Source organism: Colwellia sp. MB3u-4 (assembly GCF_014077065.1).
Taxonomy (GTDB): domain Bacteria; phylum Pseudomonadota; class Gammaproteobacteria; order Enterobacterales; family Alteromonadaceae; genus Cognaticolwellia.
On the sequence record NZ_JACGVE010000065.1, the window covers coordinates 14,419 to 28,028 of the forward strand.

Below are 13,610 nucleotides of genomic sequence, written 5' to 3' on the forward strand. Positions count from 1 at the left end.
GGCTTTTTAACGTTGTTTAGCTGTAACCTTTATTAAGGTTAGATAACTCCCTAGTTACGGCTTTTTACTGATATTTATCGTTGGTGTGAGCGGATTAGGCCCAGCAACTGTAACGATATAATCACCATCTTCAGTAATTGTTACGCTCAAGTTATCTTGCGAGTCTTGCACTAATACCAATGGTGAATCTAGAGTAACAACATTGGTATCTGCCGGAGCCCCTAAATTGACAGTTGACCAGTCACCCGAAGCCACTTTAAATCCATAATCACCAGCAGTTAGGTTTATTTCCACAGAGTAGCTGCTTGCGCCATCATAGTTAAGTAGATCAACTTCCCCCCAATCATTCATGTCGCCACGAATAAATACGGGTGTAGCACCAAACATTTCTGCGGCATAAATACTTAATGTAGGCTCAGCTAAGTTAGATGCGTCAAACACAAACGTGTAATCGCCAGCTTCAGCAAAGACCATACTGAAGTTATCAATACTACCTGACAATAATAACTGCACTTCACCTTCAAATATTTCCATATCATCAGCTGGTGCGCCCATATTGATTGTAGACCAATCAGCAGAGGCTATTTTAAAGTTAGGCGTTGAAGCAGTCATGCTAATCGTAACTTGGTACTTGCCACCACCCACATAAATTAAGCGGTTATCTTCACTCCAGTCATTCATATCACCACGAATAAACATAGGTGTTCCAACAAACGGTTCTTCATTTTCTACTAACAAAGTAGGTGCGTTGATATCAGAAGAATCAAGCGTGAAGATGTAAGTCCCATCAACGGCAATAGTAATACTTAAATTGTCATTGCTACCAGGCAATAAACTAAAGCTTTCATCTTCTACTACTTCAACACCAGAGCTTGGTGCGCCTAAGTTAATTGTTGACCAATCTCCTGAAGCAATTTTAAAACCGTAACTTCCTGCAGCAAGGGTAATCTTCGTTTGGTATATACCATCAGCTTGGTAGATTAAGCCATCGACTTCACCCCAACCATTCATGTCACCACGAACGAATGGAACCTTATCTCCGTAAGGAACAACATCAGGTGCTCCTGCCGTTGCATAAGCTGATAAACCTGAACCTTGCGTTTCGCCTTGTACTTTCACAAAAACAGCGGTCGTTAACGCAGGAACAGTAAAGCTGCCTTCGTCAGTACCTTGCTCAAAGCTAGCACTAGCAACAGCGCCATCAACTGAGTCAATGAGTAAAGGGTGTAAGCTAAAATCACTTGCTGAGACAATAGTATGTGTTTGTGCGCTATTGCTACCATTTACCAGAACGACTATCGCGTCATAATTAGGGTCAATATCAGTAAGGTTTGTGCCGTCATCAATACTCATGACAATCAAACCTTGTGTTTGATTTTTGCCAATATTGTGAAAACCAACACGGTTAATAATATCTGCCGCGGTTGTTAATCTAAATAATGAGCTGTTTGAACGAATTGATAAAAATTCATTGAAAACATTCGAGGCAAACAACATATCAGTGATTGAAACAGTGCTTGATGGACTAGAAGCTAGTGCAACTAAGTAGCTGTCATCTCGGCCGCCTTTATCTAGAGGTAAGCCTTTATTCCAGTTGTTAATTTCAAAAGTGAAATCAACTAAGTTATACCAATCGCCAGCATCATAGGTATTTCGGTCTAAAGATTTAGAGCGAAGGAAGTCACCACCCATTTGTAAAAATGGAATACCTTGCGACAATAATACAATTGATTGTGAGATGTTTTGTGCACGAACACGTTCGCTGTTCGACATTTCAGGATTTAACTTAAACTGTAAGTTATCCCATAAGGTTTCATTATCATGTTTTGAAACATAATTAATAACATCAGCAGGGTCTTTCGCATACATACCGAAACTACTACCTGCTGCGTCTATACCATTAAAGTTTTTCAATACATAGTCAGTTAGTGTGCCTGCCATGCCCAATTTCACAATGTCTTGTTGTTCAAATGGATAATCTGAATCACTCACATTGTTAAATAGGGTCGCATTACGAATACCATCACGAATGCGATCGTTATAAGTGGCTATCTCTGTGCCCGCCATATTTTCTTGATTAGCGCGTTCGAAACCACGAGAGTCTTTGTACCAACCTTCACCATAAAAATGATTATCAGGGTCAATCGCTTGAACGGCGTCACGCGCTGCTAGCATTTGCGCTTTAGAAGCTTGGCTCATAATATCGAAACGGAATCCGTCGAACTGGTATTGCTGTGTCCACTGTTTTAACGAGTCAACCATCAACTTGTCCATCATGCGATGTTCAAGGGCTGTATCACTACAACAGGTGCTGTTTTGAACCGCGCCTGTAGTCACGTCACGGCTGTGATAATAACCGGGTACAAGTTTATCAAGTACCGAGTTATCCCATAAACCAGCAGAGTTTGTATGGTTATAGACAACATCTAAAACCACACGTAACCCAATGTCATGCAATGATTTGATCATCGCACGCATTTCTTTAATACGTGTTACGCCATCAGGGTTTGAAGCATAGATACCGTCAGGTACATTGAAATGCTTAGGATCGTAGCCCCAATTGAAGCTATCAGTATTGCGCATCGCTTCAGTCAATAAAGCAACATCGTTTGTGAAAGGTGAATAGCTTTCAAAAACCGAACGCAATGTTTGCTCGTCAATTCCTTGATAACAAGGCGGTGCTTTGGAATCTACTTTACATAATGCTAATACTGTACTGTCCAGATCGATAATTTTGGCTGCATCTTCATTAATGGTAGCGATATCATTAGCAGGTAACATATGAAATGTATTCAAGCCATTAGCCACTAATTTTTGTAGATGCAACATAGGCGCAGAGTCTATTTCGGTAAAGGCTAAGAACTTGCCTCTATTGTCAACTGAAGTACTTTCATCTTGTGCACTAAAATCACGAATATGCCCTTCGTAAATTACCGCATCTTCGTAGTTTTCGATAGTTGATACTGAGTGGCCTTCCCACCCTTCAGGTTGTAAGTCCTCGTCAGATAAGTTAACAAACTGAGAGTATTCACCATTGGTTGATAAACTTACCGAGTAAGGATCAGTACTTTCAATTTCTTCAATCGCTTTATTTTGTGGATGGTAAAGCGTTAATGCTAAACGATAAAATTGACGGTCTAGACTTGTATCGCCGGTATAACTCCATACACCTGTCATTGAATCTTCAGTCATATCATGACTTGAAACCATGTTTTTATTCGCATCATAAAGATTTAATTTAAGCGTTTGAGCGGTTGGAGACCACACAGAAACTTTAATGCTACCGTTTTCATAAACCACGCCTAAGGTTGCTTCATCGGCATCAGCCTCGCCTTTGGTATAAAGGTCATCAAGTACTAAATCAGCTTGCACATAGGTGGCCGCAACAGCAATCCCTTCGGCGTTATAACCAACTAAAACTAATTGGTTTTTAGCGATAGCTTTTGCTTCTTCAACAGACCAATTACCTGAAAATGCAGGCCAGTCAGCAACTAAAGGTGCAGCTGCTTTTTGCTCGTCGCTTAAGTTAACTTCTGTTAACTCAACAACCGTTCCAGTGATAACATCTGGGTTCGCTTCGTCTCCACCAATACCAGCAGTCGCTGAATGATGTAATTTAACTGAGGTTACCAGTTCAAAATTCACATCCCAGGTAAAGGTGTTGCTATCAATCCAATGTGCTGAAAAATCATTTATTGCTAACGCTTGCTTACCCAAGGATACAACTGGGTATTCAAAAATAGAGGCTACACCTGAAAAAGTAAAGTTCATACGCTGGTATGTTTCATCATCTTGAAACAGTGGCATTGTAAAGTCACCACCACCAAATTCTTTTCCTGCGTCATCAGTGCCTTTATGAACAATAAAGTGACCACATTCATTGTAACCATCTTTAAGGTTTACTAGCCAATACGCGCCATATACGGGATCAACCCCAGTATGAACTAAACCACTATCCCAGCTTTGCGCTAAAGAATCTTCTGCATAAGCATCACATTCATCACTATTCCAATTATGCATTTTGTAGTCGTCGTATTCACCGTCAGCACGGTTATAAAACAACAACGCCTGATTTTCTTGAGGGAAAATAACAGGGGCAGGTGCATTGGGATCAATACCAACCACACAACTTTCATTTAATGCATCTGGTACCGTTGGCACAGGACAAACAATAGGCTCGGGCGCAACACAACTTGTACCGGCTGCGTCGGCAACCATTGGCACATCGCAACTAAGTAATACTTTACCCGACTCGGTAGAATCTGAACCGCCACACGCGGCCAGTATTATTGATAAAAATGCTAAGACAATAATTCTTAACACCGATTTTTGACTAAACATAACATTTACTCCAAAGAGATAATTGGCGAGCTAATACCGAAATGAATACGGAAATTATTAGATTCTTTTTATTTGAAAATATAATTTCATTCACTTTAATAACTCATGGCTAATAACTAACGGGCTCTACAACGCGTACGTCATACCTAAAAAGAACTGACGACCAAAGTACTGAATGGTGCCTGTTTGGCTTTGTACGCCAAAGTAACTTTTGGTGGGTTCGTCGGTTACATTATTCACCTGAAAAACAACACCTAAATTGTCATTAACTTGATAGGAAGCCTGATAATCGATGACCAATTCATCGTCGTAATTAACGGTTTGTGCTTCGACAGCGACTTGCTCTGAAACAAATTCATCTCGATAACGTGCACTAAAGCGCGTTTCAAAACCTTCATGAGCCCAAAATAGTGTGCTTTGTAGAACATTTTCAGATAAGCCTGGCAGTGAAATAGGTAAATCTTGTTGCCCTAATTTTGAAATTTGTTGAATTTCACTTTTAGTATGTGAGTAACTTGCACTCAGTCCTAAGCCAGACCATAAACCGGGTAAGAATGAAAAAACTTGCGTGTATGTCACTTCAAGCCCTTTTATATAACCACCTTTATCATCGTTAAACGCTGTTTCAAAATTACCATTGCGAATTTCTAATGGCACGCCGCTTAGTGGGTCAATATATTCATCAGGGACAATTAAACCATTGCCAGCGAAGTCATATTCACTGATCGTTTGGGTAACAATACCTGCCGACTTTATGTCTTTATAGAAAAGGGCAAAAACAAAGTTACCATCCGATTCTGTAAAATATCTTTCATAAGAAATATCATATTGATTGGCATAAAACGGCTTTAAATGAGGGCTGTTTTTAGCGTTACCACTTATTTCAGCGTAAGTACCTCTCTCAGTTGTTACCTTGTTAATATTCACGCTACTGTTTGAAGCTAGTCGGTCAATATTAGGTCGGCTCATTACCTTTGCCGCAGCAAAACGTATTTGATCATCATCGGTTAGATGAAAATTTAAATTCATTTGAGGGAGATAATCGGTATAAGTATTACTGATGATACTTGGTGCATATTTTTGGTTGATTAGCCCTGCGTCGTCGGTAATAAATTGCGCGCCTAAATCTGCATTAGGCTCTACGACAACATCGCGCTTTGCATCCAGAACATCTTCGCCGTAGGCATCTTTTACCCTTGTTAAGCCAACATCTTGTAATGAGGTAGATGCTTGTTTTGTTCTAACAACACGAACACCAAAGTTACCCGTGACTGACATATTGCCAATTTCAGTATCAATGTTTGCCATAATATAAGCCGCGAAAATATCTTCAAATACTTCACCACTTTCTTTCATGGTCCAGTCTGAATTTTTTCCTAATGAGTCACCATTGATAACACCACTTGCAGAGCCGCCCCAGGTTTGAACTGGCTGAGGAACCCCCTCAGGAAACCAAGCATTTAACACTGCATCTTGATCAAGTGCTAAATAGCTTGGAAAATAAGAAAAGTCACCTTGCCAGTCAACCACTGAAACCATATCTTCAGTGAGCGTTAAAGGTTTTTCTTTCGAATTAAAGCCACTGTCGCTGCCAAATTCAAAGACTGAGCGGTCATTACTGTATTTTCTTTCTGAATAACGAGCACCAAATTCAATAGAAGAAATATAATTAGTATCAAGTGAGTATTGAAAATCAACACGAGCAGCGGTAACTTCGTCTGAATTGATATAAGGATAAATGCCGTATTTTGTCACCATAACACGGTTTAAATCTGTTAACGCATCGGCTTGATTTAAACTCACATCAGGTAAATCTAGGCCATTCAATAAGTAATTTATAGAGACATTATTATCAAATTCTGGCTCTGCTGCATTAGCATCATCTGATACTAGTGCCCAAAGTAATCCATTTCTAAAATCACTGGTGGCTAATGAATAAGATAAGTCTATCGCCATATTAAGGTTGTTGGTAATTTGCCAGTCTGCATTGATACCGAAGCTTTTTACTTCATCAGAATCGCTATTGTCGTCATTAACGACTTCAACACGCGTTGAACTATTATAGGTTCTGTTAAATGTACCGCCTATGACAGAGTTATCAATAATAGTGGCATTGCCTATTGCGGCACTACCACCGTCCAATTTAACACGATAACCACGGGCAAATTCTTCAGAATCAAATTTAGAATAAAAACCATCAAGCTTTAGCCTAAAGTTATCAACGGGTTGCCATTCAATAGTCGTAACGAAACCGTCACGGGTTTCTTCACCGCCTTTGTGCTGCAACTCAAAACCTTCACTGACATATTCTTTATTAAGGTGAATACCGTCTTCTTTTGTTGGACCATTTGTATCGTTTTCTACCCCGTCTACATCTCTAAGTTTATTGTAGCTTTGTCCGATAAACTGTGTGCTGGCACTGGGTTGGAATAAACGTGCATAACCAAGCGCAATACCCAAGGTGTCATCAGCAAATTTACCCTGATATGAAACACTAAAACGATGACCTGATGATGTAGCATCAGGCACATCGCTGGCTAAATCGTTGTACATACCACGAGCATTCACATTAAAAGAATGTTGTTTTTCATTTTTCAAAGGACTGGCAGTTTTTAATTCAACTGTACCTGCCACGCCACCTTCAATGAGTGATACTTTAGGTGATTTAAAAACGGAGGCTTGTGAAATCAGCTCTGAAGGGTATTGATCAAATTCAACACTGCGCTGACCGCTGGTTGAGACTTGCTCGCGACCATTTAGGGTGGTCGATACAAAACCACCTGACATACCACGGATATTAATTTCAGCAGCTTGCCCACCGGTTCTTACAGCAGAAATACCGGGTAAACGTGTTAAAGCGTCTGCCATGGAAACATCAGGTAGTGCCCCTAAGTCATCGGCCGTTATTTGCTCTGATACGGTATCAGCAAAGCGTTTCTGATTGATAGATTCAATAAGTGAACGTCTAAAACCAGTAACTTCAATAACTTCAATGGCTTTTACTTTTGCTTTGGCGTTATCTTTTACGTCTACTTTTTCTGTTTCTAAGGTAGTTTCAACATTTTCTTGTGCATAAAGCCCCCCAGAAGACATTATAAAACCACAAGAAAGTAAGGCTATTGAAAGCTTACTCCGCTTAAATGTACGCATAATTATTTCCCCTAATATTCATCCATGACATATTTTTATTGTTAGTTTTCTAACTAACTTTTATTATTTATCGTTAACGTTATTAATATAAGGGATGGTTTTTTCTTTAGATATGCTTTGCATACGTATTCAATAATACTGAGAACTCAAACAATTTTGTAACATCAGCAAAACTCATAACATCTATATTGTCACTAATAAGCCGCTAGCCCATTAATACCCAAGATCAAATGTATTAAACATAGAGGAAAGTTGCAGCCTGATTACGCAGGGGTTCGGCCAAAATTACAAGCCGCATACGAAGGTTTTAGAGACTTTAGCATTCAAAATGAAAACAAATATGGCATATCAGGGCTAATTAATTTATTGGCTACTGACTCAGCCGGGCTGATCTCAAGTTTAGCTATTGCTGAGTACGTTGAGCACTTACCGCTATCTGATTAGCCTAATTGAATGCAGTAGCAATACAGTAGTGATGCCGGGTTAAAAACAAAAAAACCAACCTAGGTGGTTGGTTTTTACTATACAAAAAGCTATAAAATTTTACTTAGCTATTTATCGCCAACTTGCGCTGCGGCTTCTGGTTTTTGAATTTCTAATAATTCAATATCAAATTGAAGCACAGAGTTACCCGGAATGCGTGGTGGGTTACCATTTGGGCCGTAAGCTAGATCTGCAGGGATAGTAAATTTAAACTTAGCACCTACTGACATTAACTGCACACCTTCGGTCCAACCTGAAATCACGCGATTAAGTGGAAAAACAGCTGGCTCACCACGTTCGTATGAACTATCAAAAGTTTCACCATTAAGGAAAGTACCCTTGTAATGCACTGTTACTGTATCGGTAGCAACAGGCTTATCACCATCAGCTGCGGTTAAAATTTCGTATTGAATGCCCGACTCAGTAACTTGAACACCTTCTTTTTTAGCATTTTCTGCCAAGAAAGCCTGACCTTCAGCTAAGCTTGCTTCTGAACTTACGGTAGCTTGCTCGGCTTGCTTTGCTTTCATTGCTTGATCTAAATTCATCAACAAGGCTTGAATGTCTTCTTGTTCAATTTGAGAGTTACCGTCCATGCTATCGGTAAAGCCACGAATAATAAGTGTTTTATCTAAAGTTAAGCCCAACTTATCGTGCTCTTCTAGATTACGCTCCATGTACATACCAATTGAAGCACCTAAACCGTAAGCTTGTTTTTGTATTTCTGTATCAAGCGCAACTGTTTGTTCTTCTTGCTTAACTGGTTCTTGACAACCCATTACTGATAATAAAGCAATAGCGACTACCGTTGGTTTAAAAAATCTCATTTATTTCTCCGTTTTACTACTCAGTCAGAAATTCCCGCTAAGTCATTTAAATATGTGTGAATTGTGAAACAATGCGGCTTATACTAACGATAAATGCCCTAAGAAAAAAGTATTAATATTTTGCTGAACTGTAACTTAACTAATCTTAAAGCCAAGCTTTTGTTTTTATTGGTGTTGATATTGCTAACAGCTTGTCAGCCTCTCGGCCAAGCACCAGAAAAAAGGTGGCAACATGCGGTAGAGGGAGCCTACGCGGCAAATATCTCTAATGACGCTAAATTCAGTGTTGTCTCATCCATTCATCACGGCATTAGCTTGTGGGATTTAGACAAAAACGCGCTGATATATAACTGGTCGCAACAGCAAAATAGTGCTGATAATTTAGTATTGGTGGCAGATATTGCTGATAATAACAGTCATGCCCTAACCGCTAATCGCCATGATTTTTCCCTGTGGAATATCAAAAATGGCCAATCAGAAGGTTATTGGTCAATTACCGAATCTACTATTCGTGATGTCGCCGTAGCAAATAATGGTGACTACTTACTTGTTGGACAAAGTAACGGTAAAGTCGTCCACATCACCATCGCCAATGGCCGCCGCTTAGAGTTTTTGGGCCATCAAGAAAAAATTAATGCGATCGATATGTTGCCTAATGGCCGAGTGGCTATTTCTGGCTCTAATGATTTTGTTGCTTATGTCTGGGATACCGTTTCGGGACAAGTTATTTATCGTTTTAATCACCCTAGTCGCGTGACTATGGTGGCGCTTGATCCTAAAGCACGCTATGCCTTTACCGCTGACAGTAAAAAGTCAGCCAATATTTGGGATTTAAAAACCGGTGAGTTAGTGTCCCAATTAAAATATTTTAATCGCCAAGAGATTTTTAGTGCGGTGCAATTTTCACCTGATGGCACTAAGTTATTAACTGGCGCACCTTCTCGTAAGGTTAGCGTATGGGATATTGCTACAGGCGAACGGCTAACCAGTTGGCGTGTTTTACCACGTGATGATATTAGACCGGCGGGGGCAGTTGTTTATAGCGTCGCTTTTAGAGATAATAACCAAGTAATCACCGAAAGTTCCTCAGGATACGCCGAATTATGGCAGGTAAATAAACAGTGAAATCAGTTAACGAATTAAACAAAGCCGTCGAAATGCTTGAAAGCCGCAATGCCTTTCAAGACGATATAATAGAACAACTTAACCACGAAATAACACTACATCAACGCCAGCTTGCAGAGCTGAAACAGCAAGTATCATTGCTTGCCAACAGAATTAAAGACAATACGCCAGAGCAAGACGGTAAAGAAGAAGTAGAGCCACCGCCACCACACTATTAAACGCAATACGCTAAATATTATAATCTAATTGATACCAAGCACTTCAATACCTGCAGGGTTATTAAAGCAGATATAAAATAACCCTAGGCGCTAATGAGTAGGCTTTATTTAATTTACTCTGCTAAATTTTAAGCTACTGAGCGAATAAACTGGGGTTGGTGGCTATAAAAGCATTATAATTAGCGATTGAATATTGTTAATCACAAAACTTAACGTAAGTTAACGCAACTGACAAAGGTCGCAGCATGAACACCAAAATATACAAGCAAGTGCTTTTTTTCGCTGATCACTTAATGGCAGCAGCTCAAGAGCAAGAGCAATCTACATTCGATGGTTTTTATGCCGAACTAAAACAACTCTGCGAAGAGAATGAAAATACCGATAAAGACCACCCTGTGCAGTGGGAAACACTTGCTGACTTTACTGATGACTTACCTTTAGCTATTACTATTTATGAGCAAGCTTTATTAAAAGCTGAAACGATTAACGACAAAGACTTCCGTTCGTCTATTAGTTATTCTATCGCGACAATGAAAGTGGCATTAGATGATCAAGCAGGCGCTATTGAGTCGTTAGAAAAAGCTAAAATCAGCTGTAATAAAATTTCGGATAAAGAATTAAAAGCGGAAATTCATGACTTACTGGAAGAGTTAAAACTTTCATCATAATGAATGTTAAAACTTAGCTGGGCTATATTGAATACTGGCGGGGATTTTCTCTGGGATAGTACTGGGTACTTGTGCTATCCCAGATGCTTTAGCTTTACACATTTAAGCTTACTGAGCTTATCCCTTCCTAAACGGTCGCAATGATGAACTATTATTCTTAACAGATGAAAGATAATTAACTGTTAGGAAGAGATGAAAAATTGTAAAAATTAATTCAGTCAAAAAATTTAGTCTGATGACGCTAAAATAAAAACACTAAATGAGAAATTATCCTCACCAAATAAAGATGATTAGATTGTCAAATCGATAATACCAAATTCAGCACTAACGGCTATCTTTACTTCTGCCTTATTTACTTCTGACTCGCTACAAATCAAACTTAACGCCTAGTCGCTTTGGTAAAATATCAAAACCAGACAAAAGTATGGCTTAACAGTACCGGTCAATTAAGCGCTACAACTGAACACAGCCCCAGGCTAAACAAGATTTGATTTTTGTTTAATATTCAAGTCATTAATCTGGTTTAAAAATACCAATGACCTGCTCTTTTGGTCTGACGTCTTGTGCAACATGCTCTTCAGGTTGCGCCATTTGATGACCACAATTTACACAGGTGACTGTCTCAACACTATTTTCTTTCGTTAGCGCCATGGTATCGATTGCCTTACATTTTGGACAGGTTGCTCCTGCTATAAATCGTCTTTTCACTTATCTACTCAATTTTATGGAATTTTTTCACAGATTTTAGCAAGATATCTGCCTAGGATTTCTATTTTACCTTGAACTACCCCCTAAGGAAAAGCGACAATAGTGTTCTGCATTAAAATGAGTAACGATAAATGATCATAGCCACAGATTTAAGTTTAGCCCGAGGCGCAAAATACCTCATAAAATCATCAAGTTTTACTATACATCCAAATCATAAAGTTGGACTTGTTGGGGCGAATGGCTGTGGAAAATCTTCTTTGTTCGCCAGCTTACTGGGCACACTACCATCAGATGTGGGCAACCTTTCTATGCCCTCAAGCTGGAAAATTGCTACCGTTAAACAGGAAACGCCCGCGTTAGACCGCTCAGCTCTAGACTATGTTATGGATGGAGATGTTGAATATCGTGAGCTAGAGGCGAAATTAGAACAAGCGCGCGAAGACGACAATGGCACGCTTGAAGCCACTATTATCAACCAAATTGACGCGGTCAATGGCTACAGTTTACCGGCACGAGCGGGAGAATTATTACACGGTTTAGGTTTTGTACAAGAGCAACTAGTTAACCCAGTTAAATCATTTTCTGGTGGTTGGAGAATGCGCTTAAACTTAGCTCAAGCCTTGATCAGCCGTGCCGATTTATTATTACTGGATGAACCCACCAACCATTTAGATTTAGATGCCGTGATTTGGCTGCAACGTTGGTTAAAAAGATTCACCGGTACTTTAGTGCTGATCTCACATGATCGTGATTTTCTTGATGATGTGATTGGCCAAATTTTGCATATTGAGCATCAAACCGCGAAATTATATTCGGGCAATTATAGTGCTTTTGAGCGCCAACGTGCCGAACACCTTGCACAGCAAGATGCGCAATATCAGAAACAACAAAAAGAAGTTGCTCACTTAACCTCTTTTGTTGACCGCTTTCGCGCTAAAGCCAGTAAAGCAAAACAAGCACAAAGTCGTTTAAAACGACTGCAAAAATTACCTGATTTGGCGCCAGCACATGTAGACAGTCAATTTACTTTCAGCTTTGAGCATCCCGAAACCCTGCCTTATCCGTTACTGGCACTAAAAGAGAGCCAATGTGGCTATAGTGAACAAGCCATTATTTTAGAAGATGTTGCCATGACCCTAGTACCCGGAAGTCGCATTGGCTTACTCGGGCGCAACGGTGCGGGTAAATCAACATTAATAAAATCACTGGCGGGAGATTTAGCCCTACTAAAAGGTGAGCGTTATTGTGCGCAAGATTTAAAAGTGGGCTATTTTTCACAGCACCAACTTGAGCAACTCCACTTATCCAGTAGTGCCATTGAGCATATTACACGGGCAAAGGCCGATATAACCGAATTACAAGCACGGTCATTTCTAGGCCGCTTTGGCTTTAGTGGTGACCAAGCACTAGATAAAGTCGGCACTATGTCTGGTGGCGAAAAAGCGCGCTTAGTATTAGCGCTTATTGTCCTAGAAAAACCACAACTGCTACTGTTAGATGAGCCAACCAACCATCTTGATTTAGAAATGCGTCAAGCATTGGTGTTAGCTCTGCAAGACTTTGAGGGCGCAATCATTCTTATTGCCCATGACCGATATTTATTAGAGTCGTGTGTCGATGAATTTTACTTAGTGGCTAACGGCCACGTGACTGACTTTGATGGTGACATTGACGACTATCAACAATGGTTAAATGACGATAAAAAGCAAAGCGTTAAAGCAAATAAAATCGTTAGCGAGCCACAAGTTGATAAAAAACAACAACGCAAAGAACAAGCCGAATTACGTAAAAAAGCCTCACCACTGCGCAAACAAGCAGATAAATTTGAAAAGCTAGTACAAAAAAGCCAAGACGAGTTAACGGAAGTTGAAGCTAAGTTAGCAGACAGTGACATTTATCAAGCTGAGCATAAAGCCAAACTAACCGAACTACTGAAACGCCAAGCAAAGCTGACACAAGACTTAGAAGCCAATGAAATACAATGGCTTGACCTTGAAGAGCAAATTGAAGAGATAATGTCGCAAGCATTATAAATTTATTGCTACACTTAACACATTATGAATTACACATTACAGCAACATACTTTGTCA

Annotated in this window: 9 protein-coding genes; 5 read left to right on the top strand and 4 right to left on the bottom strand. The window is 39.7% G+C overall.

Translation table 11 applies throughout. The features are described from left to right. Window positions 1–54: 54 nt before the first annotated feature. Window positions 55–4,341, bottom strand: a complete 4,287-nt coding sequence (locus H4J61_RS02690) for an alpha-1,6-glucosidase domain-containing protein (RefSeq protein WP_182183443.1) — start codon at window positions 4,339–4,341, stop codon at window positions 55–57. Between the two features lie 126 nt (window positions 4,342–4,467). Next, entirely contained in the window at window positions 4,468–7,491 is a 3,024-nt protein-coding gene (locus H4J61_RS02695; RefSeq protein WP_182183445.1) for a TonB-dependent receptor, read from the bottom strand. A 252-nt stretch (window positions 7,492–7,743) separates the two neighbouring features. Between H4J61_RS02695 and H4J61_RS02700 the strand changes: the two genes are divergently transcribed. After that, window positions 7,744–7,935 carry a hypothetical protein gene (locus H4J61_RS02700; protein ID WP_182183448.1) on the top strand — a complete coding sequence of 64 codons (192 nt, stop codon included), beginning with the start codon at window positions 7,744–7,746 and terminating at the stop codon, window positions 7,933–7,935. A gap of 107 nt (window positions 7,936–8,042) precedes the next feature. Here the strand turns inward: H4J61_RS02700 and H4J61_RS02705 are convergent, their stop codons facing one another. Continuing rightward, window positions 8,043–8,801 (bottom strand): FKBP-type peptidyl-prolyl cis-trans isomerase, encoded by a 759-nt coding sequence (locus H4J61_RS02705; protein ID WP_182137416.1) that lies wholly within the window; start codon window positions 8,799–8,801, stop codon window positions 8,043–8,045. 180 nt (window positions 8,802–8,981) lie between these two features. Between H4J61_RS02705 and H4J61_RS02710 the strand changes: the two genes are divergently transcribed. From H4J61_RS02710 to H4J61_RS02720, 3 genes are all read left to right on the top strand, one after another. Next, window positions 8,982–9,926: a hypothetical protein gene (locus H4J61_RS02710; protein WP_259363067.1), complete on the top strand. Its 945-nt coding sequence runs from the start codon at window positions 8,982–8,984 to the stop codon at window positions 9,924–9,926. After that, window positions 9,923–10,144, top strand: coding sequence for a SlyX family protein (locus H4J61_RS02715; RefSeq protein ID WP_310649820.1), 222 nt, complete (start codon window positions 9,923–9,925; stop codon window positions 10,142–10,144). Before H4J61_RS02710 ends, H4J61_RS02715 begins: the two co-directional genes overlap by 4 nt. A gap of 245 nt (window positions 10,145–10,389) precedes the next feature. Continuing rightward, a complete protein-coding gene (locus H4J61_RS02720; RefSeq protein WP_182183450.1) occupies window positions 10,390–10,812 on the top strand; it encodes a tetratricopeptide repeat protein in 423 nt (140 codons plus the stop codon). Window positions 10,813–11,325: 513 nt separating this feature from the next. Here H4J61_RS02720 and H4J61_RS02725 read toward each other — a convergent pair. Beyond that, a complete protein-coding gene (locus tag H4J61_RS02725; protein ID WP_182137418.1) occupies window positions 11,326–11,520 on the bottom strand; it encodes a YheV family putative zinc ribbon protein in 195 nt (64 codons plus the stop codon). A gap of 131 nt (window positions 11,521–11,651) precedes the next feature. On the opposite strand from H4J61_RS02725, the gene H4J61_RS02730 reads away from it, so the two are divergent. Continuing rightward, window positions 11,652–13,553, top strand: coding sequence for an ATP-binding cassette domain-containing protein (locus H4J61_RS02730; protein WP_182183453.1), 1,902 nt, complete (start codon window positions 11,652–11,654; stop codon window positions 13,551–13,553). The last annotated feature ends 57 nt before the right edge of the window (window positions 13,554–13,610 follow it).